The 24,953-nt window shown below is 61.8% G+C and carries 23 protein-coding genes; 14 read left to right on the top strand and 9 right to left on the bottom strand.

Annotated features, from left to right (window positions below):
* Window positions 1–12: 12 nt before the first annotated feature.
* From ACQ4MS_RS04480 to ACQ4MS_RS04460, 5 genes are all read right to left on the bottom strand, one after another.
* Window positions 13–939, bottom strand: a complete 927-nt coding sequence (locus tag ACQ4MS_RS04480) for a S1C family serine protease (protein ID WP_431098003.1) — start codon at window positions 937–939, stop codon at window positions 13–15.
* Between the two features lie 225 nt (window positions 940–1,164).
* Window positions 1,165–2,025 (bottom strand): ABC transporter permease, encoded by an 861-nt coding sequence (locus tag ACQ4MS_RS04475; protein WP_431098002.1) that lies wholly within the window; start codon window positions 2,023–2,025, stop codon window positions 1,165–1,167.
* Between the two features lie 119 nt (window positions 2,026–2,144).
* The gene (locus ACQ4MS_RS04470) at window positions 2,145–3,032 is read right to left on the bottom strand and encodes an ABC transporter permease (RefSeq protein WP_431098001.1); all 888 of its coding nucleotides are present in this window, start codon (window positions 3,030–3,032) and stop codon (window positions 2,145–2,147) included.
* A 30-nt stretch (window positions 3,033–3,062) separates the two neighbouring features.
* Window positions 3,063–4,166, bottom strand: a complete 1,104-nt coding sequence (locus ACQ4MS_RS04465) for an ABC transporter ATP-binding protein (RefSeq protein WP_431098000.1) — start codon at window positions 4,164–4,166, stop codon at window positions 3,063–3,065.
* Window positions 4,167–4,322: 156 nt separating this feature from the next.
* Complete coding sequence (locus ACQ4MS_RS04460) at window positions 4,323–5,399, bottom strand: extracellular solute-binding protein (protein WP_431097998.1); 1,077 nt, start codon at window positions 5,397–5,399, stop codon at window positions 4,323–4,325.
* Between the two features lie 230 nt (window positions 5,400–5,629).
* Between ACQ4MS_RS04460 and ACQ4MS_RS04455 the strand changes: the two genes are divergently transcribed.
* From ACQ4MS_RS04455 to ACQ4MS_RS04415, 9 genes are all read left to right on the top strand, one after another.
* Window positions 5,630–6,475, top strand: a complete 846-nt coding sequence (locus tag ACQ4MS_RS04455) for a TatD family hydrolase (protein ID WP_431097997.1) — start codon at window positions 5,630–5,632, stop codon at window positions 6,473–6,475.
* Window positions 6,472–7,074 carry a DNA-deoxyinosine glycosylase gene (locus tag ACQ4MS_RS04450; protein ID WP_431097996.1) on the top strand — a complete coding sequence of 201 codons (603 nt, stop codon included), beginning with the start codon at window positions 6,472–6,474 and terminating at the stop codon, window positions 7,072–7,074. The genes ACQ4MS_RS04455 and ACQ4MS_RS04450 overlap by 4 nt, the downstream gene beginning before the upstream one ends.
* Entirely contained in the window at window positions 7,074–7,841 is a 768-nt protein-coding gene (locus ACQ4MS_RS04445) for a spermidine synthase (protein ID WP_431097995.1), read from the top strand. Before ACQ4MS_RS04450 ends, ACQ4MS_RS04445 begins: the two co-directional genes overlap by 1 nt.
* Window positions 7,842–7,895: 54 nt before the next feature.
* Window positions 7,896–9,698: a GspE/PulE family protein gene (locus tag ACQ4MS_RS04440; protein ID WP_431097993.1), complete on the top strand. Its 1,803-nt coding sequence runs from the start codon at window positions 7,896–7,898 to the stop codon at window positions 9,696–9,698.
* Window positions 9,699–9,849: 151 nt separating this feature from the next.
* Window positions 9,850–10,338 carry a tripartite tricarboxylate transporter TctB family protein gene (locus ACQ4MS_RS04435; protein ID WP_431097992.1) on the top strand — a complete coding sequence of 163 codons (489 nt, stop codon included), beginning with the start codon at window positions 9,850–9,852 and terminating at the stop codon, window positions 10,336–10,338.
* A 12-nt stretch (window positions 10,339–10,350) separates the two neighbouring features.
* Entirely contained in the window at window positions 10,351–11,865 is a 1,515-nt protein-coding gene (locus ACQ4MS_RS04430) for a tripartite tricarboxylate transporter permease (protein ID WP_431097991.1), read from the top strand.
* 131 nt (window positions 11,866–11,996) lie between these two features.
* Window positions 11,997–12,989: a Bug family tripartite tricarboxylate transporter substrate binding protein gene (locus tag ACQ4MS_RS04425; protein ID WP_431097989.1), complete on the top strand. Its 993-nt coding sequence runs from the start codon at window positions 11,997–11,999 to the stop codon at window positions 12,987–12,989.
* A 176-nt stretch (window positions 12,990–13,165) separates the two neighbouring features.
* Window positions 13,166–14,776: a gamma-glutamyltransferase family protein gene (locus tag ACQ4MS_RS04420; RefSeq protein WP_431097988.1), complete on the top strand. Its 1,611-nt coding sequence runs from the start codon at window positions 13,166–13,168 to the stop codon at window positions 14,774–14,776.
* A gap of 80 nt (window positions 14,777–14,856) precedes the next feature.
* The gene (locus ACQ4MS_RS04415) at window positions 14,857–15,726 is read left to right on the top strand and encodes a DMT family transporter (protein WP_431099533.1); all 870 of its coding nucleotides are present in this window, start codon (window positions 14,857–14,859) and stop codon (window positions 15,724–15,726) included.
* 208 nt (window positions 15,727–15,934) lie between these two features.
* On the opposite strand, the gene ACQ4MS_RS04410 is transcribed toward ACQ4MS_RS04415, so the two are convergent.
* Together ACQ4MS_RS04410 and ACQ4MS_RS04405 are read right to left on the bottom strand one after the other, a co-directional pair.
* Window positions 15,935–16,990, bottom strand: a complete 1,056-nt coding sequence (locus tag ACQ4MS_RS04410) for a M48 family metalloprotease (protein WP_431097986.1) — start codon at window positions 16,988–16,990, stop codon at window positions 15,935–15,937.
* Window positions 16,991–17,021: 31 nt separating this feature from the next.
* Window positions 17,022–17,573, bottom strand: a complete 552-nt coding sequence (locus tag ACQ4MS_RS04405) for an SH3 domain-containing protein (RefSeq protein WP_431097985.1) — start codon at window positions 17,571–17,573, stop codon at window positions 17,022–17,024.
* A gap of 70 nt (window positions 17,574–17,643) precedes the next feature.
* Between ACQ4MS_RS04405 and ACQ4MS_RS04400 the strand changes: the two genes are divergently transcribed.
* The 5 genes from ACQ4MS_RS04400 (at window position 17,644) to ACQ4MS_RS04380 (ending at window position 22,342) form a co-directional block, all read left to right on the top strand.
* Window positions 17,644–18,438 carry an SDR family oxidoreductase gene (locus ACQ4MS_RS04400; protein WP_431097984.1) on the top strand — a complete coding sequence of 265 codons (795 nt, stop codon included), beginning with the start codon at window positions 17,644–17,646 and terminating at the stop codon, window positions 18,436–18,438.
* Between the two features lie 19 nt (window positions 18,439–18,457).
* The gene (locus tag ACQ4MS_RS04395) at window positions 18,458–18,832 is read left to right on the top strand and encodes a hypothetical protein (protein ID WP_431097983.1); all 375 of its coding nucleotides are present in this window, start codon (window positions 18,458–18,460) and stop codon (window positions 18,830–18,832) included.
* 35 nt (window positions 18,833–18,867) lie between these two features.
* Window positions 18,868–19,911, top strand: coding sequence for a LacI family DNA-binding transcriptional regulator (locus ACQ4MS_RS04390; RefSeq protein WP_431097982.1), 1,044 nt, complete (start codon window positions 18,868–18,870; stop codon window positions 19,909–19,911).
* 130 nt (window positions 19,912–20,041) lie between these two features.
* Window positions 20,042–21,058 carry a Bug family tripartite tricarboxylate transporter substrate binding protein gene (locus tag ACQ4MS_RS04385; protein ID WP_431097981.1) on the top strand — a complete coding sequence of 339 codons (1,017 nt, stop codon included), beginning with the start codon at window positions 20,042–20,044 and terminating at the stop codon, window positions 21,056–21,058.
* Window positions 21,059–21,061: 3 nt separating this feature from the next.
* Window positions 21,062–22,342, top strand: a complete 1,281-nt coding sequence (locus ACQ4MS_RS04380) for a glucarate dehydratase family protein (protein WP_431097980.1) — start codon at window positions 21,062–21,064, stop codon at window positions 22,340–22,342.
* 98 nt (window positions 22,343–22,440) lie between these two features.
* Here ACQ4MS_RS04380 and ACQ4MS_RS04375 read toward each other — a convergent pair whose 3' ends face one another.
* Together ACQ4MS_RS04375 and ACQ4MS_RS04370 are read right to left on the bottom strand one after the other, a co-directional pair.
* Window positions 22,441–24,453: an AAA family ATPase gene (locus ACQ4MS_RS04375; protein ID WP_431097979.1), complete on the bottom strand. Its 2,013-nt coding sequence runs from the start codon at window positions 24,451–24,453 to the stop codon at window positions 22,441–22,443.
* Between the two features lie 13 nt (window positions 24,454–24,466).
* Window positions 24,467–24,703, bottom strand: a complete 237-nt coding sequence (locus tag ACQ4MS_RS04370) for a hypothetical protein (protein WP_431097977.1) — start codon at window positions 24,701–24,703, stop codon at window positions 24,467–24,469.
* Window positions 24,704–24,953 lie beyond the last annotated feature (250 nt).

Raw genomic sequence — 24,953 nt, 5'->3', positions numbered from 1 at the left:
TCCTTAAAGTCTTTAGAAGGGGGGCATGCCTGCGGCGGAGGCCGCATTTTCAATCGGCACCGCGAAACCGATGCCGACAAACGTGCGCTGCTGGTTAGGGTTGAAGATGGCGGTCACGATGCCAATCACTTCGCCGTCCATGGTGACCAGCGGGCCGCCCGAATTGCCGGGGTTGGCGGCGGCATCGAACTGGATCAGGTTGCTCATCATCTGTTTGCCTTCGGGCGAACGGAAGTTGCGTTTGAGCCCGGAAATGACGCCGGCCGATGCCGAAGGCCCTATACCAAAGGGATAGCCCACGGCCATGACCTGGTCGCCCGGCGCCAGCTCGGCAGTGGAGCGCATGGTGGCCGCGATCAGGTCGTCAGGGATCTTGTGGGCCTGCAGTACGGCCAGATCGTTTTCGGGTTGCACGCCAGTGATGCTGGCGGTGGACTCCAGGCCATCCGCAAAGGTGACCTTGATGGTCTGGGCGCCCTGCACCACATGCAGGTTGGTCAGAATGATTCCTTTGTCGACGATGACGACGCCGGTGCCCACGCTGCGCTCGCCCTCTTCCTTGCCGTCCTTGTCTTTGCCCAGGCCCACGATGCGCACGACTGAGGGAATGATGGTGTCGTAGGCGTGGGTTCCGGGGGACGGCAGGATGGTGGTTTCCAGCGTCTTCAGGACGGCCGCGTTGATGTGTTCCTGTGTCAGTTTGCGAACGGGGTTGCGCAGTGGCGAAGCAAAACTGATGGCCAGCAGCAGGGCCAGCAGGCCAACGACCGACCACAGCAGGTAAAGCTGGTGGCGTGCCAGGCGTTTGGCGAGGCGGGAAAAACGGGAGGGTGGAATGGGGAGGGATTCGGTAGTAGGTTGCCCAGTCGCCTGTGCGCCGGCATCACCCGCGCCTTGCGCCGGACGGTTTGAACTGCTGTAAAGGGCTGGCCTGCGCATCCGTTCACCTGTGAGGTCAAAAATGTCAAAACCGGGCTGATACCACCGGGCGTGAAAATCTGCTTCAGGCCCTGTATTTACAGTTGCACCGTATCACGATTTGTGCATCCGTGCACGTGATTTGGGTATAGGCGTGGGAAGCTTTGTAAAGCGCCTGTTACTGCGCAGTTTGGGGCTTGTTTCAGGCCTGGTTTTGCCGTTGCGGCCTGGAGTGTTTCTGGCGCTTCAGGTGCCTGGGCCGCCGACGGGCTTGCGCAGCAGGGTCAACGCCAGGGCGGCAGAGGCCACCATCAGGAACAGGCTGACGGCATTGAGCACCGGCGTGGCCCCTTCGCGCATGCGGCCGTACATCATGACGGTCAACGGTGCGTCCGAGCCGACCAACATCAAGGTGGTGTTGAAGTTCTCAAAGGACATCAAAAACGAGATCGCGGCGGCGCCGATCAGCGCGGGCTTCAGGTAAGGCAGGGTGATGGTGGTGAAGACGGCAACGCGGGAAGCGCCCAGGTTGTACGCCGCCTCTTCCAGGGTGATGTCAAAACGCTTCAGGCGGGCGGAAATGATGAGTGTGGCAATCGACACAATGTAGGAAAACTGGCCCAGTACCACCAACGGGAGCCCCGGCCGCAGGAAATCCAGCTCCAGCCCCCACCAGTCGTCTGCAACCTGGGCCAGGCGGCTGGCAAAAGCCAGGATGGAAATACCCAGGATGACGCCGGGGATCACCAGTGGCGCCAGCATCAGCATGGACAGCATCTGCTTGCCCGGAAAGCGGCTGCGCTCAATCAAAAACGCGTTGGTCGTGCCGACCAGCACCGCCAGTAGCGTGACCCAGCTGGCCACCACGACGCTGGTCCAGAGACTGGCGAGCATGGGGCGATCGGCAAAAAGCCCGGTACGCCCCGCCTTGCTGCCAAAAAACCAGTCGAGCGTGAAACCGCGCCAAGGTGGAGCCGGATAGGGTGCGTCGTTGAAGGCAAATACCGCGACCACCATCAGCGGCAGGAACAAAAATGCAAAGAAGGCCAGCGCGTACACGACCGTGCCTGTGCGAAGCCAGGCAGGGCGGGGCAGGGAGGCGATCATCTAAAACCCTCCCACAAATCTTCGCCAGAGACTGCGCGGAACCGGCTTTGCCGGGCCGCAGCTGTTGCGCCCTGCAAGGGGAATGGAGGCTACACGAAGTGAGCAAGCGAGGGGGTGTGTCATGTTTTGCGCATCACTTCGCCAAACTTCTGACCCGTTAATTTAAGGCCAATCCAGACGATCGCTGTTGATAAACCCAGCAACAAAAAACCAAAAGCCGCGCCTTGCTCCCAGTTAAAGCGTGTGATGAACTGCGTATAAATCTGCTCGGTAAACCATAGCGAGTTTTTGCCACCCAGCAGTGTGGGCGTGAGGTAGTTGCCCAAGGTCAGCATAAAGACCACGATGCAACCGGCCAGAATGCCGGGGGCGGCATGCGGAATGACAATTTGCCGCAGGATGGACGGGCCGTTTCCGCCCAGGTCATAGGCCGCTTCAATCAGTGTGTCGTCCAGGCTTTCAAGTGCGCTGATCAACGGCACCACCATGAAGAGCATGGAGGTATAGACGAGGCCGACCAGGATGGTCGCGTCGCGGTAGAGCAACTCGACGGGCGCTGCGGTGAGGCCCAGTTGCACCAGCACTGCGGGCAGCACGCCGGATTCGCGCAGCAGGATCATCCAGCCCAGGGTGCGCACGGTTTCGCTGACCCAGAAAGGGATCAGGCACATCACCAGCAGCAGCGACTTGGCGCGGCCGCGCACCAGTTTGGCAATGGTCCAGGCGATGGGGAAGGCCAGCAGCAGAGTGATCAGCGTCGCCAGGATGGACATGACGGCCGTACGCACAAACGTATGCCAATACAGTGGTTCGTCGATGAAGGTGCGGTACTGCGCAATGCTGGGCGCATATTGCCGGGGTGCGACGCGCTCGCGCAGCGACAGGATGGCCAGGTCGATGTGCGGCAGTACGATCAGGCCGACCAGCCAGATCAGTGCCGGCGCCAGTAACAGCACCAAGATGAGTTTGGCCTGCGCCGATGCCGCTCCAGAATTCGTTGTGGGCATGATGGCTGCGGCTCGCATGATCTGCAGGCGCTAGGCGCCGGCAGTCCCAAAACAGGTGGCTTGGACGGGATCGAAGCTGAAGGCCACCGTTTCACCGACGCGCAAATCGGCAAAGCGGCCCGTCTGCGGCAGCGCGATGCGAAATTCCGTGCGGCTGGTGGTTTCGCGCAGCAACACGGCTGAGTTGGCGCCGTCAAACAGGAGGCTTTCGACCTGGCCGGCATAGGCCGTATGGGCGGAGGGCAGTTCTGCGGCGTCACGGGCCAGGGTGACCGCTTCGGGCCGCACGAACGCCTCTAAGGCCTGGCCAGGCAGGATTTTCCCGGCAGCGCGGGCGTGCAGAGCAAAGCCCTGGCTGGTTGCCAGCGCCACCACGTTGCCGGCTTCTGCGCCTGCGGTCGCACTGCCGTGCAGCTTGTTGTTGGCGCCCACAAAACCCGCCACAAAAGGTGTCTGCGGCTGGTAGTACAACGCCTGTGGGGTACCCACCTGCTCAAAGCTTCCGGCATTCATGACCGCCACATGGTCAGACAACACCAATGCCTCGGACTGGTCGTGCGTGATGTAAACAAAAGTGGTGCCGAATGCCGCCTGCAGCTGCTTGAGTTCGACTTTCATGTGCTCGCGCAGTTTCAAATCGAGCGCACCCAGCGGTTCGTCGAGCAGCAGCAGCGTGGGCTCCAGCACCAGGCTGCGCGCAATGGCCACGCGCTGGCGCTGCCCGCCCGAGAGCTGATCGACGCGCTTGTCCTGCATACCGGGCAGGCTCACGCGTTCGAGCATGGCACCCACCTTGCCGTTGATGTCGGCGCGCGAGAGTCCGCGCCGCGCCAGGCCGTAGCCCACGTTTTCGCCGACCGACATCATGGGAAATAGCGCCAGATGCTGGAACACCATGTTGACGGGCCGCTGGTTGGGCGGCACGCCATTCATGGGTTTGCCGCCGATGTGGATCTGGCCCGCATCGGGCGACAGAAAGCCGGCGATCATGCGCAGCAGCGTGGTCTTGCCGCAGCCCGAGGGGCCGAGGATGGAGAAAAAGCTGCCGCGCTCCACCGTGAAGGACAGGTCCTTCACGGCGGGCTGGCCGGCGTAGGTTTTACCGACGTGCTCGGCTTGCAAATCCGCGTGCATGGGTGACGCGCCTGCTTTAGTCATCCACCGCGGTTGCCAGCGGCCGGATGCTTGCCACACAACGAGCGAAAGGCCAGCGAAAGCGCGGAACCGGCTTTGCCGGGCCGCAGATTTCGTCCCCCTGGGGGGAAGGCGCGAAGCGACTCAGGGGGGTACTCAATTGGCTGCTTTGACGCGGTCCAGGACGCGGCCTTCGATGTCTTCAATGCCGGCGGGCACTGCGGGGTACCACTTCACATTCTTCAATGCGGCCTCAGGGAAGCTGGCGGCGAACTGGGCCTTGAGCTTGGGGTCGGCCAACTGGTCAGCGCCCTTGGACGCGGTGAAGTTGCCCGCGGAACCTGCAACCTTGGCGGCAATTTCGGGGCGCATGTTGAAGTTGATCCAGGCGTAGGCGGCAGCGTCGTTGCGCCCCTTGGCGGGGATGGCGAAGGTGTCAATCCAGCCGAGCGCGCCTGACTTCGGTGCGATGAACTGGATTTCGGGCTTTTCGGCGTTGAGCTTCCAGCCGCCGGTGTCCCACATCATCGCGCCCACCACTTCACCGGCGCGCATGCCGTTGAGCAGCTGGTCCTTGTTGTCCCAGTAGAACTTGATGTTGCTCTTGCAGGCGATCATGGTCTTGCCGACTTCGTCCATCAAGGCGCCATAGGCTTTGGGGTCCTTGTAGAGTGCGAACGGATCTTTTCCCGAGGCGAAGGCGAAGGCCAGCAGGGTGGGGCGCTTCAGGCGCACGGCGGTCTTGCCCTTGACGTCGGCCTTGCAGAGGTCTGGGTAGTCGGCCATTTTGGTCAGCTTGGTGTTCACGACCAGACCGTCGGTGCCCCAGATGTGCGGCAGGCCGTATACCTTGCCGTCCAGTGTGGTGTTTTTCTTGGTGGCTTCCAGCATGGACGGGATGAACAGATCGGACTTGATCTTGCTGAGGTCCATGGGCTTGTAGATGCCAAACTCCTGCTGCGGGCCGGTGATGCGGTCCTGCGAGGGCTGGGCCAGGTCAAACCCAGCGCCGCCGGTGGCACGCAGCTTGGAGATCATCTCTTCGTTGTTCGAAAGGGTCAGCTCAACGTCGATCCCGGTTTCTTTCTTGAACTGCGCCAGGACATCGGCGGGTACATAGTCGGCCCAGGTAATCAGCCGCAACTTCTGGTCTTGTGCCCAGGCGGGGCTGGCCATGCTTGAAACAATGAGGCCGGCTCCGAGAATGTGGCTCATCAGACGGGATAATTTCATGTTGGCTTTTCCTTAGGGTTATCAGTCGACGGTGGTTGACAGAGATTGACGAAAAGAGATCGGGTGCAAAAAACGTTCACGAATTGCGTGTGCATTTCCTCAAAAAAAGCATAGCGTGTCCCGATTTCATTTCTGTGTCAACATCTTCTGCAAGCAAGGCCCGCGCCAGGTTCTTCCCTTTTCGCCTATCTTTTCTTTTCGCACCACGGGTGCCTTACCGCATTGAGTCAATGACTTTCTGGATAGACACACACTGCCATCTTGACGCCGGTGAACTGTCCGCCGATGTCGCTGAAGTCCGTGCGCGGGCAACCACTGCAGGCGTTGCGCATTGCGTGCTTCCGGCTGTGGGCGTGTTCAATTTCGAGGCGGTCCGTGTGTTGGCGCACCGGTTTTCAGACAGCTACGCCTTGGGTATTCACCCGCTTTACGTGCCGCGCGCGCAAGAGGCCGACCTGCAGGCGCTGGACAGCGAACTCGCGCTGAGACGGTCCGATCCGCGGCTGGTCGCAGTGGGAGAAATCGGCCTGGATTATTTTGTGCCTGCGCTGACGCAAAGCCCGATGCGTGAACGCCAGGAGCACTTTTACCGCGAACAACTCAAACTGGCGCGCAAGCACGGCCTGCCGGTCATCCTGCATGTGCGGCGATCGGCCGACAAGTTGCTCAAGCACCTGCGCGACCTGACGCCGGAGGGCGGCTGGCATGGCATTGGCCATGCGTTCAATGGCAGCGAGCAGCAGGCGGCTGAATTCATCAAACTCGGATTGAAGCTGGGCTTTGGCGGTGCCGTCACGTTTGAGCCGGCCCTGCAACTCAGGCGCCTGGCGGCTGAACTGCCGCTCGAGGCGCTGGTGATGGAAACGGATTCGCCCGACATTCCGCCGCACTGGATTTACAGGACTGCGGCGCAGCGCGAAGCCGGCCAGGCCCAGGGCCGCAACGAACCGGGCGAGCTGCCGCGTATCGCGCAGCAGGTGGCGGACTTGCGGGGAATTTCACTGGCGTCGCTGACGAGCGCGACGACCGCTAACGCACTGCGGGCGTTGCCGAAATTGGGAGCCTTGCTGGCGTGAAGGAGACTCAGGACACTGTTAAACCTCCGCTGGCGGGTCTGGCGCCGCTGGTGTCTCCTGACACCCGCCTGCTGGTACTGGGGAGTTTTCCGGGTGCTGCCTCGCTGGCCGCGCAGCAATACTACGGCCATCCGCAGAACCATTTCTGGAAGATTTTGCAAGCCGTTTGGCCTGATAGCCCAATAAAAACGGGCACAAGCCGCTATCAAATTCGTAGCGAATGGCTCTTGTCCAAAGGCCTGGGCCTGTGGGACGTGTATGCAGCCTGTGAGCGCGAGGGCAGCCTGGACAGCAATATCCGCAATGCGCAGGTCAACGACCTCGCCAGCTTGCGGCGACTGTGCCCGGCGCTGGAGGCGATTGCCCACAACGGCGGTGAAAGCTTCAAGCATTCATTGGTTGTAAAGGCCGCCCTGAGCGCCGCCGGGCCGCCCCAAGGCGCGAGCACCCCCTCAGGGGGCAGCGGGGACACGTCAGTGCCGAGCATGGGGGTCCAGCTCTACAAGCTGCCTTCGACAAGCCCGGCGAACGCCTCCTGGAGTTTTGAGCGCAAACTCGCTGCCTGGCGTGAGGTTTTTGAAAAGCATGGATTGGTTTGATGTCAAAAAAAGAAACAGCAAAAACAGCGGCTGAATTACCCGAAGTCAATTTTTCCGACTACGGCGAGGTGCGGTTTTTGCACCTGGGCACTGAATGGGTGCAAGGTTCCATGCTGCGCGACGCGCCGTATGACATCGAGCTGGAGTATGTTCAGCGCATGATGGCGGGACTGCTGTTCACGGACGTGGCAGCAGTGTCGAAAAAGCACGCGATGCAACTGGGCCTGGGTTCTGCCGCGCTCACCAAGTTTTGTTATAAAAAACTGCGCATGAAGACCACGGCGGTGGAAATCAATCCGCAGGTGATCACGGCCTGCCGGCTCTGGTTCAAGCTGCCTCGGGACGACCTGAGGCTGCATGTCATTGAGGCTGATGCGGCGCAGGAAATCCAAAAACCTTTGCACCAGGGAACGGTGGACCTTCTGCATGTCGACCTGTATGACCATGAAGCAGCGGCGCCAGTACTGGACAGCGCAGATTTTTACGAAGACTGCCGCGGGCTTCTTGCTGAAGACGGGGTGATGACTGTGAATCTTTTCGGTCGTGACTCCAGTTACGTGCAGTCACTGACAAAAATCGCGGAAGCGTTTGGGCCCGAAGCGGTCTGGACATTCCGGCCGACGCGCGAAGGCAACACTGTGGTACTGGCCCAACGCGACCCGACACGCCCCGAACGGGCCGATCTACTGCAGCAAGCAGGGATCATTGAATCGCGCTGGGATCTGCCCGCCAAAAAATGGCTGCGGCTTTTCGTTCCGGCGGCTTAGCGGCGCTATGCTGCGGATGGTAAAGACCGCTGCGGATGGGGTACAGTGCGACCCATGAGCGCCGTGACGCACCCCAAACACTCCAAAGACCCGCACGTTAAAAAGCCCCACGCTGGGCCGCTGGACTGGCGCATGCTGGTTGAATGGCTCAGCGAGGATGGTGTGATCAGTGCCACCGAAGCGCAGCGGACGATTGCGCGTTGCTCGCAGGTGCAGAGTGCACAGCCTCCGCTGACGCGCCTGGCCAGTGTCGGCATGACGCGGCTGGCTGACGGCAAGCCCCTGGACATCGAAACGATTACGCAGTGGCTGGCTGAACGCGCGGGCCTTGCCTATTTGAGGATTGATCCGCTCAAGGTTGATGTGGGCAAGGTGGCGGACACCATGTCCGCCATGTATGCCGAGCGGCACAAGGTACTTCCAGTGCAGGTGACCTCCAGCGAAGTAGTCATTGCCACTTCCGAGCCGTTCATCACCGACTGGGTGCAGGAAGTCGAACGGCAAGCCAAGCGCAGCGTGCGGCTGGTCGTCGCGAGTCCGCTTGAAATCACCAAGTTCACCGCCGAATTTTTTGCACTGGCCAAATCGGTCAAGGCCGCTACCAAGTCGGGTGGCAATTCCGGGTCCGCCAGCTTTGAGCAACTGGTTGAGCTGAACAAAAGCAACAAGCAGCTGGACGCCAACGACCAGGGCGTGGTGCAGGTGGTGGACTGGCTCTGGCAATATGCCTTTGACCAGCGCGCCAGTGACATTCACCTGGAGCCCCGGCGGGAACAGGGCGTGATCCGCTTTCGCATCGATGGCGTGTTGCACCCGGTCTACCAACTCCCCATGGGCGTGCACAACGCCATGACCGCCCGCATCAAGCTGCTGGGCCGCATGGATGTGGTGGAAAAGCGCCGTCCGCAGGACGGCCGGATCAAGACCCGCAACCCGCGCGGCGACGAAATTGAGATGCGGCTGTCGACCCTGCCCACCGCGTTCGGTGAAAAAATGGTGATGCGGATCTTTGACCCGGATACGACGGTCAAGGACCTGAGTGCGCTGGGGTTTTCGCAGCACGATGCCGAACGCTGGGAGCAACTGGTCCAGCGCCCCTATGGCATTGTCCTGGTCACCGGGCCTACCGGGTCCGGCAAGACCACTACGCTGTATTCAACGCTCAAGCGGCTCGCGACTGAAGAGGTCAATGTCAGCACGATTGAAGATCCGATCGAAATGATCGAGGCCTCTTTTAACCAGACGCAGGTGCAGGCGCATCTTGATTTTGATTTCCCCGAGGGGCTGCGCGCATTAATGCGGCAGGATCCGGACATCATCATGGTGGGCGAAATCCGGGACCTGCAGACGGCTGAGATGGCCGTCCAGGCGGCACTGACCGGCCACCTTGTTTTCAGCACGCTGCATACCAATGACGCCCCGTCCGCGGTGTCACGACTGATGGAGCTTGGCGTTCCTTCCTATCTGATCAACGCAACGCTGCTGGGCGTGCTGGCGCAGCGGCTGGTGCGCACCTTCTGCGGCAATTGCCGGGAGCCCGACGAGGCCGCTTCACGCGAAACACTCGCTGAGCTGGTCAAGCCCTGGCAAATTAGCGGCGGCTATCGGCCCTACAAGCCGGTGGGTTGCGTGGATTGCCGGATGACCGGCTTTCGTGGGCGCATGGGTCTCTATGAACTGCTGACGGTCACGGAAGGATTCAAGGAAAGGGTTTCGAAAGAGCCCAACATTGATGCCTTGCGCCGTCAGGCCGTCAGCGAAGGGATGCGTCCCTTGAGATTGGCCGGCGCACTTAAAGTGGCGGAGGGCCTGACCACTATTGAGGAAGTGCTGGCTTCCACCCCACCCCTGTCCTGATGAGCCGGCGTTGGGGTATTTCGCGAGATTTGGCAGAACTTACGCGTTCTTGACGTCACCTGACGCATAGGTGAAAGCCACATGCTGGGTAAGGGTGATTGAATGCACAATCCAGCGATTCCTTTCTTTTATCTGTATTGAGGAGACAGCCGTGAATATCAAGAGTCAGAAAGACTTTTTCTGCGGCCTCATGTTCATGGGCGTCGGTGTGGCGTTCGCATGGGGTGCAACCACCTATAACGTGGGCGAGGGCGCCCGTATGGGCCCAGGCTATTTCCCCCTCATGCTGGGAATACTGCTGGCCGTGATTGGCATGGCAGTCACTTTTACGGCCTTGGTGATTGAAAGCGCGGACGGCGCCAAAATCGGCAAATGGGCCTGGAAACCGCTGTTTTTCATCATTGCGGGTAATGTGACCTTCGGTATTTTGCTGGCAGGCTTGCCTTCCCTCAAAGTGCCGGCCATGGGCCTTATCGTGGCCATCTATGCCTTGACCTTTATCACCAGTATGGCTGAAGCGGGCTGGAAATTCAGGACCACATTTATCCTGGCAACCGTGCTCGCGATCGGCAGTTACCTGGCTTTCGTGATTGCGCTGAAGCTGCAGTTCCCGGTGTGGCCTGCGTTTATCACCGGTTAAGGAAGAAAAAAAATGGATCTCGTATCAAATTTGTCTTTGGGTTTCAGCGTCGCGTTTACGCCGATTAACCTGCTATATGCTTTTATTGGTTGCGTGCTCGGTACGCTGATCGGTGTGTTGCCCGGCATTGGCCCGGTTGCGACCATCGCCATGCTCTTGCCGGCAACCTACGCCCTGCCGCCGGTGTCGGCGCTGATCATGCTGGCGGGTATTTACTATGGCGCGCAATACGGCGGCTCCACTACCGCCATCCTTGTGAACTTGCCGGGAGAGTCCTCATCGGTGGTGACCTGCATTGACGGCTACCAGATGGCGCGAAAAGGGCGAGCGGGGCCGGCGCTGGCTGCAGCGGGTCTGGGGTCATTCTTTGCCGGTTGCGTTGGCACGCTGATCATCGCGGCTTTCGCCCCGCCGCTGACCGAGCTCGCTTTCAAATTCGGCCCCGCCGAGTACTTCGCGCTGATGGTGCTGGGCCTGATTGGCGCTGTCGTGCTTGCCTCGGGTTCGTTGCTCAAAGCCATCGGCATGATCGTGCTGGGCCTGTTGATGGGCCTGGTCGGTACGGACGTGAATTCCGGTGTGGCGCGTTTCAGCTTTGATATTCCTGAACTGACCGACGGCATTGGCTTTACCGTGATTGCCATGGGCGTGTTTGGTTACGGTGAAATCATCAGCAACCTGGCGCAGCCCGAGCATGAGCGCGAGGTGTTTACTGCCAAGGTGACCGGCTTGTTCCCGACCAAGCAGGACTTCAAGGACATGGCGCCGGCTGTACTGCGCGGCACCGCACTGGGTTCCTGCCTGGGCATCTTGCCGGGTGGCGGCGCCTTGCTGTCGGCTTTTGCCGCCTACACCATCGAGAAAAAAATCAAGGGCCGTGCCGGCCAGGTGCCTTTTGGCCAGGGCAACATCCGCGGTGTAGCCGCACCTGAGTCGGCCAACAATGCCGGCTCGCAGACTTCCTTCATTCCCTTGCTGACGCTGGGCATCCCGCCCAACGCCGTGATGGCCTTGATGGTGGGGGCGATGACGATCCATAACATCCAGCCCGGCCCGCAGGTCATGACCAGCAATCCGGAACTGTTCTGGGGCCTGATCGCCTCGATGTGGATCGGCAATGCAATGCTCGTGATCCTGAACCTGCCGCTGATCGGTATCTGGATCAAGCTGCTGACGATTCCCTACCGTCTGCTGTTCCCTGCGATCGTGTTGTTCTGCGCCATCGGGGTGTACTCGACCAACAACAACACCTGGGATATCTGGATGGTCGCGATCTTCGGATGCATCGGTTACCTGTTTATCAAGCTTGGCGCCGAACCCGCCCCGTTGCTTCTGGGCTTCATCCTGGGCCCCATGATGGAAGAAAATCTGCGCCGGGCTTTGCTGTTGTCCCGCGGCGACTGGAGTGTCTTTGTCACACGGCCTCTTTCCGCAGGCCTGCTGGGCGCCGCCCTCCTGTTGCTGGTCATCGTGCTGTTGCCGGCGGTCAAGAACAAACGGGAAGAAGCCTTCGTCGAGGCTGACTGATAACAGAAGACTTCCTGCGGCGTGAAAGCGTCCCGCGAATCAAAGAAAGGCACCTTCGGGTGCCTTTTTGTTTGGCCTCATTGCCCGCTTGCAGCATAGTCGGTGCTCAAAAATCGTTGCACAATGGCCCAATGAAACGTAAACATATGATTTCGCTGGCTGCCGCTTTGCCGATGGTTGTCGCTACGATTTTTGCCGCAACGCTTGCCGGGCCAGCCATGGCCCAGGCCTATCCGTCCAAACCCATCCGCATGATCGTGCCTTTCCCCGCAGGCGGTGCAACCGACATCCTGGCGCGCGCCCTGTCGCAAAAGCTGGGTGAAAAAATCGGCCAGACGGTGGTGGTCGACAACCGTCCGGGCGCCGGCGGCACGATAGGCGCCGACGCGGCTTCCAAGTCACCGGCGGACGGCTACACATTGCTGCTGGCCACCTCGAGCACACACAGCATCGGCCCGGCCATCAACCCGAAAATTCCCTACAACGCCGAAACCGATTTCACGCCCATCGCCTATGTGGCGAGTTCGCCCAATGTCGTGCTGGTGCCCAACTCGTCGCCGTCCAAAACGATGCGGGAGTTTATTGACCATGCACGCAAGAACCCGGGGCGCCTGAACTACGCCTCCAGCGGCAATGGCACCATCGTCCATCTGACGAGCGAATACTTCAAGGCGCAGTCGGGCACCTTCATCCTTCACATCCCCTATCGCGGCACGGCGCTGGCCATGCCGGATTTGATCAGCGGCAAGATCGACGTGCTGTTTGATTCGTTTGTCACCGGCATGCCGCACGTCAAGGACGGCAAGCTGCGGGCGCTTGCGGTCACCACCCTGAAACGCACGGCGCTGGCACCCGATATGCCAACGGTGTCGGAAGTTTTACCCGGCTTCGAGTCGGTCACCTGGTTTGGCGTGTTTGGCCCCAAGGGCATGCCGCCCGAGTTGGTGGGCAAGGTCAACCAGGCAGTGAATGCCGCTTTGGCCGATGCCGACGTGAAGGACCGTTTCGCCCGTTTGGGCGCGGAACCCGCGGGCGGCACGCCGCCGGCGTTTGCGGCGATGGTCAGGGCCGACACCGCCAAGTGGAAAAAAATCATTGCCGAGCGGAAAATCACCACGGATTGATTTGCCGAGTGGCCTTCCGATGGATCTCTCTCCATGCGGCACGCACATGCTGCACTCAGGCGCCGCAGGCAGGTGCGTACGGGGCTTGCTTGCCATTGGCTAACCGTTGGTCTTTAGCCCGGCAGAACTAGTTTTTTTTCTTTTGCCTTGCCTTACCTTCAATAGGTGACTCACTCATGAACTTCAACTACAGCAACCCCTACACCTCCACCCGCCTGCCGCTGTTTGCGCGCAATGTGGTGTCGACCTCGCATCCGCTGGCCGCGCAAGCCGGCCTTCGCATGATGCTCAAGGGCGGCAATGCGGTGGATGCGGCGATTGCCGCCGCGGCCGCGATGACCGTCGTCGAGCCCGTCAGCAACGGGCTGGGCAGCGATGCCTTTTGCATCCTGTGGGATGGCAAGGAGTTACACGGGCTCAACGCCTCCGGCCGCGCGCCGCAAAGCTGGACGCCCGAATACTTCAGCCGCAAATATGGCGCTGGCGCACAGACGCCACCCAAGCGCGGGATGGATTCCGTTACCGTGCCAGGCGCGATCGCCAGCTGGGTGGCGCTGAGCAAACGCTTTGGCAAGTTGCCGTTTGCCGACCTGATGGAGCCGGCCATCGAAATCGCCGAACGCGGCTACCTGCTGCCGCCCGTGGTGCAACAGAAATGGGCGGCCGCTACGGCAGAGCTGCAATCACTGCCGGGCTTTGCGCAGTCTTTCCTGCCCTGGGGCCGTGCGCCCAATGTCGGCGAGCTGTTTCAGTTCAAGGCCGCGGCAAAAGCTTTGCGCGCCATTGCCGAAACGAAGGGCGACGCCTATTACGGCGGCGCGATTGCCCAGGCCATCGAAAAGTTTTCTGCGCAAAACGGCGGCAGCATCACCGCCAAAGACTTCGCCAGCTATCAGCCCGAATGGGTCAAGCCCATCGGCAAGGACTATCGCGGCTACACGCTGCATGAGATCCCGCCCAACGGGCAGGGCATTGCCGCGCTGATTGCGCTGGGCATCCTCGATAAATTCGATGTCGCCGGCCTGCCTGTCGATGGTGTGGATTCGCAGCATTTGCAGATCGAAGCCATGAAGCTGGCGTTTGCCGACATTTACAAATACGTAGCCGAGCCTTCGTCGATGGAGGTGACGGCCGAGCAAATGCTCGATGACGCCTACCTCACATCCCGTGCCAAACTTATCGATATGAAAAAGGCACAGGACTTTGGCGCGGGCAACCCCGTTAAGGGCGGCACGATCTATCTCACGGCGGCCGACGAAGACGGCATGATGGTGAGCTTCATCCAGAGCAACTACATGGGCTTCGGCTCGGGCTGCGTCGAGCCCGAATTCGGCATCAGCCTGCAAAACCGCGGACACGGATTCAGCCTGCAGCCGGGCGCCAACCAGGTTGCGCCAGGCAAGCGGCCTTTCCACACCATTATTCCGGCCTTCCTCAGCAAGGATGGCAAACCCGTGATGAGCTATGGCGTGATGGGCGCCAATATGCAGCCGCAAGGCCATATGCAGACGCTGGTGCGCATGCTGGACTACGGCCAGAGCCCGCAGGTTGCTTGCGACGCACCGCGCTGGCGCTACAACGCCGGCCTCGAGATCAACGTTGAAGCGGCGATGGACCAACGCACCGTGCAGGGCCTTGCCGACCGAGGCCATCGCACGGAGGTCATCAACGACTCTTACCAGGACTTTGGCGCCGGCCAATTTATCTGGCGCGCCGGAAATCCCAAAGTCGAGGGTTATGTGGCAGCCAGTGATCCGCGGCGCGATGGCCAGGCCGTGGGTTTTTAACAAAAATAACCTTGACCGATAAATTTGATGAAAATCGGCCTGCAACCCAGGCATTACCAGCGCAAGCAGCTACAAAAAGCATAGCGGCCGGGCTGCTGCTGGCCACTTTCGGCGCTATCGCTTTCAGCGGCAAGGCAATCATCGTCAAGCTGGCCTATCGCTACGGCGTCGATGCCGTCACGCTGATCATGTACCGCATGCTGTTCGCGCTGCCGATCTTCGCCGCCATGGCCTGGTGGGCCAGCCGGGGCAAGGCGCCGCTCACGCGCAAGGACTGGCTGGGTGTGCTGTGGCTGGGCTTCACCGGTTACTACCTCGCGAGCTTCCTGGATTTCGCCGGCCTGGCTTACATCAGCGCCTCGCTGGAGCGGCTGATCCTTTATCTCAATCCGACGCTGGTGCTGCTGCTGGGTCTCGTGATGTACAAGCGCCGTGTCAGCGCTGCGCAAATCATCGGCATGGCCATCAGCTACTGCGGCGTGGTGCTGGTGTTCGGGCACGAGATTACGTTTCAGGGTGCGGACGCAGCATGGGGTGCGCTGCTGGTGTTCCTGAGCGCGGTGAGCTATGCGCTTTATCTGGTTTACAGCGGTGAAATGGTCACGCGGCTGGGCTCCCTGCGCCTGGTGGGTCTGGCCACCACCGTGGCGTGTCTGCTATGCCTGTTGCAGTTCGTGTTGCTCCGGCCCATAAGTGCTGCGGCCGTGGCGCCTGAGGTGATCTGGCTGTCGCTGCTCAATGCCACGCTGTGCACCGCCGTGCCGGTACTGATGGTGATGATGGCCATCGAACGCATCGGCGCCGGCATGGCCGCGCAAACCGGCATGGTGGGCCCGATGTCCACCATCCTGATGGGCGTGCTGATCCTGGGTGAGCCGTTCACGGCGTGGGTGGCGGCCGGGACGGTGCTGGTGATTGCCGGCATTTTCGTCTTTACCAAAGGCAGATAAGAGCCCCCACGCTCCCCCACTGCGTGTGGGTCGCTGCCCCCCGAGGGGGCCGCCCGCCTGCGGTCTGGCAAAGCCAGTCCCGCGGCTCATGCTGGGTTAAGGATTCCCGTGCGCACCGAAGCTGCTTAGGTATCAAATCGGCCTCTAACCCAGTTACTACGTGTGCAATCAGCTACTAATTTGATAGCGCGTGGTGTCAGAGGCGCTGCTACTTCTTTGCGGGTGTACGCATCGACGCAGGCGCTTGCGCCGTAGGCCGGCGGTTCGCACCGCTCATGCGCTGCGCCACCGTCACAGAAGGCTGGCCCGCATAAGCATCAAGGCGATTACCCATGGCCTGCTCGAGCTGGTTCAGGCGCGTCTGTGCCGGTGGATGCGTGCTGAGCGAGAGGGCAAACAGCGCGTCATCGGGCGCTGCGGTGCGCAGTTGCTGCAACACCGCGACAAGGCCATAGGGGTCAAAGCCCGCGCGCGCGGCCAGGGCCACACCGGTGCGGTCAGCATCAAATTCATCTTGCTGGTCCAGTCCCTTGGTGTACATGTTGCGGCCCAGCGCCAGCAGTTGCGACGACACCAGACCACCCAAGTCGTTTTTCAGCTGCGAGCTGATCACCTGCGTGAGCAGGCCGGCGCGCGCCGCCTTGTTCATGGCGATCAGATGGTGTTTGGCGGTGACATGGGTGATTTCATGGGCCAGGATGCCCGCCAGTTCGCCTTCGTCCGCGACGCGGTCCATCAGGCCCTTGGTGACAAATACATAGCCCCCCGGCGTGGCAAATGCATTGAAACCAGGGTCATCCAGGACAGCGAAGGTCCAGGGCAGGTCCGGGCGGGAGGATTGCAGGCTGATCCAGCGGCCCAGCTGGTTGAGGTAACGCTGCATGGCCACGTCAGGGTAGAGCGGTTTGCTGCCCAGCAGCACGGCTGCCAGCTGCTGGCCAATCTGGATTTCGCGCGGCTCGTCGATCTGGTCCAGCGACTGCGAAAGCAACTGAAACAAGTCGCCACCCTGTGCCGCCTGTTGCCCGCCCGGCGTGAGGCTAGCGCCCAGTAGCGCGCCGGCCAGGCCGGCCGCGGAGTTGGGTTGCGCGGGCGCCGGCTGCGCGGGCTGGTTGGGGCGTATCAGCGACTGGAACAGGCCGCCCAGCGCCTTGGCCGGATCCTGGGCCTGGACGGTGAAAGGGCTGAGACTGACCAGCAGGACGAAGGCCCAGGCCGAATGGCGCACAAGCTGTGCGGGCGTCAGGGTGTTTTGCAGGTTCATGGCATCCCTCTTGTTATGCTTTTTATGGTTCTTACCGGTCGCTGCCAGTCGAGCTCTGTACGGCTGCCGGCGGTGACGGCGTGGGCAGGGGGTCGACCTGCCGGCTGTTCAGTGATGCACCGCCCGCAAACTGCCGGGCCTGGGCTGCGTTCGCGCGGTTAGCGTCGGCCTGCGCCACGGCCGCCAGGTTGGGCACCGCATTGGCCAGGTCCTCCGCGCCCAGGCCGCGGATGCCGACCGTGGACGTGGCCACCGAGCCACCGGGAGCTTGCGCGCTGCCTTTGTTGAAAAAGCTCGACAAGCTGCGTAGGGCGCTGGTGCCTGCGCCGGCTTGTGAGTTGGCGGCGGTGATGTCAAACATGTGCACCCAGCCACTGGCCCCGTCGGCCATGCGGACCTTGATCCATGCACCCTGGCGCTCGCCAAGCCGCGTCACGGGTGTCTGGACCGGAAGCGGTGCGAGACTGCGAGCCGAATCACCCGGCGCTTCGCGCAGTTGGGAGTCGCGTTTGATCAATGCGGCTTCGCCTTGAGGCTGGGCCTCTGCCACGGCGCTGAACAGCAGCACGGCAGAGATAACCATCCCCGCCTGCATTTTGAATTTACTCAGTATCATGAGCCGCTCTCCCCCGTGGTTGTAATGAGGAATTATTATGGATTTGGGTATTGCAGGCAAATGGGCGCTGGTGTGCGGCGCCAGCAAAGGTTTGGGCCTGGGTTGCGCCGAGGCGCTGGTGCGCGAAGGCGTGCATGTGCTGATCGTCGCGCGCGGCGAGGAAACGCTGAAGGCCGCGGCTGAAAAGCTGAAGGCGGACAAGGGCAAACCCGCGGGCGCCAGCGTCCAGTACGTCGCAGCCGACATCACCACACCCGAAGGCCGCGCCGCGGTGTTCGCGCTGCGCAAGGATTTCGACATCGTGGTGACCAACGCCGGCGGCCCGCCGCCCGGCGACTTCCGCGACTGGGACCGCGACGCCTGGCTCAAGGCGGTGGACGCCAACATGCTGACCCCGATCGAGCTCATCAAGGCCACGGTCGACGGCATGGCGGCGCGCGGCTTCGGGCGCATCGTCAATATCACCTCCAGTTCGGTCAAGTCGCCGATCGACATCCTGGGCCTGTCCAACGGCGCGCGCAGCGGGCTGACCGGTTTTGTCGCCGGCGTGGCGCGCACCAAGCTCGCGGCGCAAGGTGTGACCATCAACAACCTGTTGCCGGGCGCTTTCGACACCGACCGCCTGCGCGGCACCATGAGCGGCGCGGCGCAGAAGAGCGGCCAGCCGCTGGAAGCCATCATGGACGCGCGCCGCAAGAACATCCCAGCCCAGCGCTTCGGCACGCCCGAAGAGTTCGGCGCCATCTGTGCCTTCCTGTGCAGCACGCACGCTGCCTACATGACGGGGCAGAATGTGCTGGCCGACGGCGGGGCTTATCCGGGCACTTACTGAACCCACTGGGTATCTTTTCTTGAGCCTGGACTACCTCCACTTCGACTACGCGGAAGGCAGCGATGGCACGGGGACGCTGGAAGCCGTTGCGTCAACCTGGCCCGATCAGGTGCCGGCCGTCCATACGGAAGTGATCCAGGTGCTGGACTGGGCCCACGCGGAATTCCCCGGGCGGCGCGGCCCGCTTGAGGACGGCTTGGACTGGGACTACGACCTGCACGGCATGCAGGAGCTGACGGCGCCTGAGGCTTTGCTTTATGACGAGGCGGCGCACCGGCTGTCTGTCGAGGCCGGCCCACCCGGCAAGCTGCGGCATACGCTGACCTTGTCCCTCAGCGGGACCGCGGAGTTTTGCGATGCCTTCAGACGGCGCTTCGGCCTGGATCCGGATTGAGCGCCTCGCATTCAAGTTAGCGTTAACATTCGGGCATGAAGTCACCCACAGAGACGCTGCGAAAAGCAAAGCGCGCCCCGCGACCCGGTACCGGCGGCATCACCCTCAGTGACGTGGCCAGCCTGGCCGGCGTGTCGGCCATTACGGTGTCGCGCGCGCTCAACACGCCGGCCGCCGTGTCGCCTGAAACGCTGGAGCGTGTGCGCAGCGCGATTTCGCGTAGCGGCTATGTACCCAACTTGCTGGCCGGCAGCCTGGCTTCCAACCGCAGCCGGCTGGTGGCGGCGCTGGTGCCCACCATCGCCGGGCCGGTTTTCCTGGAAACCATTCAGGCGCTGACTGACGCGCTGGCTGAGGCCGGCTGCCAGCTGATTTTGGGCCAGAGCGGCTACAGCGGCGCACGTGAGGACGCGCTGATAGACACCATCGTGGGCCGCCGGCCCGACGGCATCGTGCTGACCGGCATCATGCATTCGCCGGAAGGGCGCAGGCGCCTGCTGGCCTCGGGCATCCCCATCGTCGAGACCTGGGACATCACACCCACGCCCATCGACATGATCGTCGGTTTTTCACAGGAGAAAGCCGGCGCCGAAGTGGCAGATTACCTTTACCGCAAAGGCTATCGCAGACCTGCCCTGATCACTGCGGACGACCAGCGCGCCATGCTGCGGCGGTCTGGCTTCGAGCAGCGCTTTGCGGCGCTGGGCGTGCCTTCCATTCCAGTCTGCACGGTGCCGGCGCCTTCGTCGTTGGCCAACGGGCGCTCGGGCTTTGCGCAGTTGTGGGCGGAACATCCTGAAACCGATGTGGTGTTCTGCGGCTCGGACGTGATAGCGCAGGGCGTGATCACCGAAATGCAGGCGATGGGCATGAATGTTCCCGGCGACATGGCGGTCATGGGTTTTGGCGACATGCCCTTTGCCGCGCATATCCATCCCGCGCTGAGCACTGTGCGGATTGACGGCACTTCCATTGGCCGCCAGGCGGCGCGGTTTATCCTGGACCGCGTCGAGGGCCTGGATCCGGGCCCCAAGGTCCGCGACCTCGGGTTTTCCATTGTCGAAAGAGTCAGCGCCTGACTTGACGGCATTTGTTTTGCTCATTATCATCCAATTGTTAGCGCTAACATATATGCCAAACTAAAAATACATCAGTTACGGGCTGCCGGCCAAGCGAACGGGCGGGGCCGAAATACATCAGGAGACATTAATGAGCACTCATTTCACGCGCCGCAAGGCGCTGGGCAGCTTGGGCGGACTAAGCCTGGCGGCAACTTCCGCCACCTGGCCTCTGCGCGCGCTGGCCGCCGACGTCGCCACGCCGGGCTGGCCGGCCAAACCCATTGCCTACATCGTTCCCTTCACGCCCGGGGGTTCCACCGACGTTATAGGCCGGACGCTGTCGCAAAAGCTCTCGGACATCCTGGGCCAGCCGGTGGTGGTCGACAACAAGCCAGGCGCGGCTGGCGCCGTGGGCGCGAGTTATGTGGCCAAAGCGAAGGCCGACGGCTACACGCTGTTCGGCGGCACGATCAGCACGCACGCCATCAATGCCAGCCTCTATAAAAACCTGCCCTATGACCCGATAAAGGATTTCGAGCCGATCTCGCTGGTGGCCATGCTGCCCAACGTGCTGATCGTCAACCCGGCGCTGGGCGTGAACTCGGTGGCCGACCTGGTGGCGCTGCTCAAGCGCGACCCTTCCAAGCGCTACTTCGCCTCCTCGGGCGCGGGTACCTCGACACATCTGGCGGGCGAAATGTTCGCCGAACTGATCGGTGTGCCGCTCACGCATGTGGCCTACAAAGGCACACCGCCCGCGATGATGGACGTGGTGGCCGGCCAGGTGCCTTTCATGTTCGACCAGATGACAGCCGCCGTCTCGCTGGTACAAGCCGGCAAGCTCAAATTGCTGGCCGTCACCACCGGCAAGCGCATCGCGCTGGCGCCCGCGTTGCCCACCATGATGGAGTCGGGTATCGCAAAGTTCGAGATGTCCTCCTGGCAGGCGGTGTATGCGCCCAAAGGCACGCCGCAGCCCATCGTGCAGCGCCTCAACGCCGAGATCACCAAAATTTTGAAGATGCCCGACGTGGTCGCCAAGCTGCACGACCAGCTGGGCATGGAAATCATCGCGAGCTCGCCTGACGAACTCGCCGCCCACATGAAAAGCGAAATCACGCGCTGGGCCGAACTGGTCAAAAAATCCGGAGCCACTGCAAGCTGACATATGAGAAACAAAGACATCCGCATCACCCACGCCCGCGTCACGCCCATCGCGTTCCGCGACGGCCCGCTGCTCAACGCCAGTGGCATCCACGAGCCCTGGGCCCTGCGCAGCATCATCGAACTCGAGACCTCGGATGGCCGGCTGGGCATTGCCGAAACTTACGGCGATGCGCCCATGCTGGCCGTGCTGGAGCAGGCGCGTGTGCTGGTTGTAGGCCTCTCGCCCTTTGACCTCAATGTGATGGAGCAGCGCGTGCGCGCCAGCATCAAGCCGGGGCAGGGCGGCGGCGTGCAGTTTGAATTGGCGCCCGGTTCCCACACCGCCAAGAACGCTGAGAAGGTCATCAGCGCGCTCGAAGTCGCGATGCTCGATTTGCAGGGTCAGCTGCTGAACCTGCCCATTTGCGACCTGTTGGGCGGCGCGGTGCGGGATGCCGTGCCCTACAGCGCCTACCTGTTCTACAAGTACGCAGAACATGTGGACAAACCCTATGCGCCCGACGCCTGGGGCGAAGCCGTGACGCCAGCGCAGCTCGTCAAGCAGGCCCAGGCCATGGTGGACCAGTACGGCTTCAAGAGCATCAAGCTCAAGGGCGGCGTGTTTCCGCCCGCCGAAGAGATCGCAGGCATAAAAGCCTTGCGCAAAGCGTTCCCAAAGCATCCGCTGCGGCTGGACCCGAACGCCAACTGGTCGCTGCAGACCAGCATTGATGCCGCGCCCGAGCTCGACGAACTGCTGGAGTATTACGAAGACCCGACACCGGGCCTGGAAGGCATGGCCCAGCTCGCCGGCCACTGCCGCAGCCCGCTGGCCACCAATATGGTGGTCACGACCATGGACGAGTTCCGGCGCAACGCATCGCTCAATGCGGTGAAGATCCTGCTGTCCGACCACCACTACTGGGGTGGCCTGCGCGCCACGGCATCGCTGGCGCGCATGTGCGAGGTCTTCGGCATGGGCATGTCGATGCATTCGAACTCGCACCTGGGCATCAGCCTCATGGCGATGACGCACGCGGCCGCCGCGATTCCCAACCTGACCTACGCCTGCGACACACATTACCCGTGGCAGGAAGAAGAGGTCATCAAGGGCGGCCGGATCAAATTCGACCAGGGTGCCGTGAAGGTGCCGACGGCACCCGGCCTGGGCGTGGAGCTCGACCCGGCGCGGCTGGCCGAGCTGCACCAGCAATACCTGGACTGCGGCATTCGCAACCGCAACGACCTCGCGCAGATGCGCAGGTATCAGCCGGAATTTTCGGGTATCAGTCCACGGTTCTAGCGCAGGCGGGGCCATTCAAAGTGATTGCCTCACGATAAACCATACAGCCAATCACCTGATTTCCGGCGGGTCTGGTTCATCCGGCTGGACGGCGCGCACTATACAGTCATGCCCAAGGGCGTGACTGCCGCCTCCAAATCCGTCGTGCTGCGGTGGCCGGAAGCCCGCTGCACCAGCGCGTGTTGCAGGCAAAACACCTGAAGCTGCTCCGCATAGGGCTCAAGCATCTCCTCCCCCTTTGCGATGGCCACACCCACGAGGCTGGCCATCTGCTCGCTGGTGACCTGGCCGTGCGCCAGCAACTTGTCCACGATGCGTATCAGCAGAGCTGAATCTGCTTTGAGAATCCCCTGCGCGCGCGCGTACTCCTGCGTCAGCAGGGCCTCAATCCCGGCGTTGGTCGGTTCCACATCCGTGTTGAGGTTTTCCTCGGTGCTGTCGGTCACGTCGGTGCGGCTCAGCCGGTTGCCGAAACCGAAATGGCGCACAAACCGTGCAGCCAGCGCGGTGGCGTTCTTGAAGTCACTTTCGCTGCCGGTAGTGCAGGCGTCATCGCCGAACACCAAGGCTTCGGCGGCGCGGCCTGCCAGGCCCACGCAGATGCGGTCCAGGCAGCTTTGCCGGGATTCCGCCTTCATGCGCACATAGCTGTTGTAACCGCCCTCGAAAGAGGCCACGTTGATCTTCACCTCCTGGGGCGCGTGGCCAAACAGCCGGGCGTAGGCCAGGCCGTGGCCCGCCTCGTGTACAGCCAGCAGAGCCCGGAAGTCCGGACCGGCGCGCTCCTTGAGCTGGTTGAGTTCCAGAGGCACGAGGTAGGCAACGCTGGGGCCGCCTTCCTTGCCGAGGTTGACACGCAGCGACTGTGCCGTCGCATCGAGCCTGACGTGCAGCGTGCTGTCCGCCGGAACATCTTGCTCAAGGGCCCACAGCACGGCATTGACGAGCGGCGCGCTCAGAATGGCGTGAATGGACGAAAACAATGGGCGTGTGCCCTGGGCCGGGAAGACCGCGTTGGCATAGATGCCCTGGTACACCGATTCATCCAGCTCAAACGACAGCCCCGCGCTTGCCCGCATTTCATCGACATAACGCGCGCAGGTGCCGCGGATCAGCCGCTCATAGGTGGCCTGGCTCAGCGAGGGGTAGATCACATGGTTGTTGCCCAGCCTCGCGATCTGCTCGGGCTTGAAGCGTTCGCCCAGCGCCTTCTTGACATCGATCATCGACAGTTTTTTCGTCATGGTGTGAAAGATGTCGGCGTCGGTGTCGCAGTCTTCCACGCGTTGGGCCATACCTTCGTACATCTCATCGAGGTTGCCCGAGACGATGATGAGCAGGCGGCTGTAATCCGTTTCCCAGGAGTCGCTTGATGACTTGAACACCAGCATCCGCTCCTGCAGTTGTTGAGGCGTCCAGGTCATTACCTCTTGCAGCGGCTCCTTGAGCTTGAGGCTTTGCCGGAACTCCTGAGCCTGGTAGGGTGAGAGAGCGAACTTCAGTTTTTTAGGCGGGGTACCGTCCGCGACGGGCTTCGCTTCAGCCTCACCCTCGCGCTCGTTGTCGTACAGCGAGTAGGCCAGGGACGATTCCAGCTCCTGCAGGAAGGACAGCGAAGGCGGCAGGCGCCCGTCGGATAGCAGCTGCCACACGTCCTGGTAGCGCTTGACGGCAAAGTCTTTTCCTTTTTCATCGACGGTGCGAAAGCGCTGGAACTCGTCCAGGACCAGAATGCCGGGCTCACTCTCGGCGACGCCGGATTCCGCCAGCATCGCGCTGATGGAGTCGGCGCTGCGCCAGCTGCTGCCGTTGCTGAAGCCGTCCATCTGCACTTCGACAAAGCGGTCGTAAAAGCCCAGCTTCCGCGCCAGGCTGCGGGTGAGCTGGGTCTTGCCGGTGCCGGTGAGGCCCCACAGGCACACGATCACCGGGCGGCGAATGATGTGCGGCAGCACGTACCAGGCGCGGATCGACTCGATCACCCGGTCGATGATGTCGTCAATGCCGAACAGTTCGGTCTTCAGCTCGGCAGCGACCAGGCCCAGATGGGCACTGCGTTCACGCATGAGCTCGGGCGGCACGCGGGCTGCGGCTACCGTCTCGGTTGTCATATCGTTCTTCATGTCAATCAGTCAAATTTTTGAGGGCCTTTTGCAAAGCCACGGTTTCAGCCCGGCGATGCGCGCCGGTGCTGCGAATATGTTTGCCCGCACCCGACGTGATGGCACGTTGGACGAGGGAACGCACCACAGGGTTGCGTGGTGTGGGTGACGGCAAGGTCAAAGCCAGCGGCTGCTTCATGCGCCGCAAATGCTTGACCTTGCCGTTGGCAAAGTCACGGGAAAAAGTTTTGGCACTCATGTGCGCACTCCAGAAAGCAAAAAACCCCGGCGAAAAATCAGCCTGGGGTTTGCGGAGCGCGCTTCACACGTGAAGGCACGGCACCGACTGCCCGCAGGGCTGGGTATGGTTGGCACCACATCCAGCCGGGGGCAGTGGAGGGTGCGTCAGGTGTGAGTGAACAAAGTCATGGTGTTTAAGGGCTTCAAGGTGTTTATCGCGCAAGGTTGTTCGTTGCGCGGCGGCTCAAAGCAAGGATCGGATTCTGAAG

Source organism: Polaromonas aquatica, assembly GCF_050626995.1.
Taxonomy (GTDB): domain Bacteria; phylum Pseudomonadota; class Gammaproteobacteria; order Burkholderiales; family Burkholderiaceae_C; genus Polaromonas; species Polaromonas aquatica_A.
Note: the sequence above shows the minus strand (reverse complement) of the source record. Positions and strands in the feature narration are given on the sequence as shown.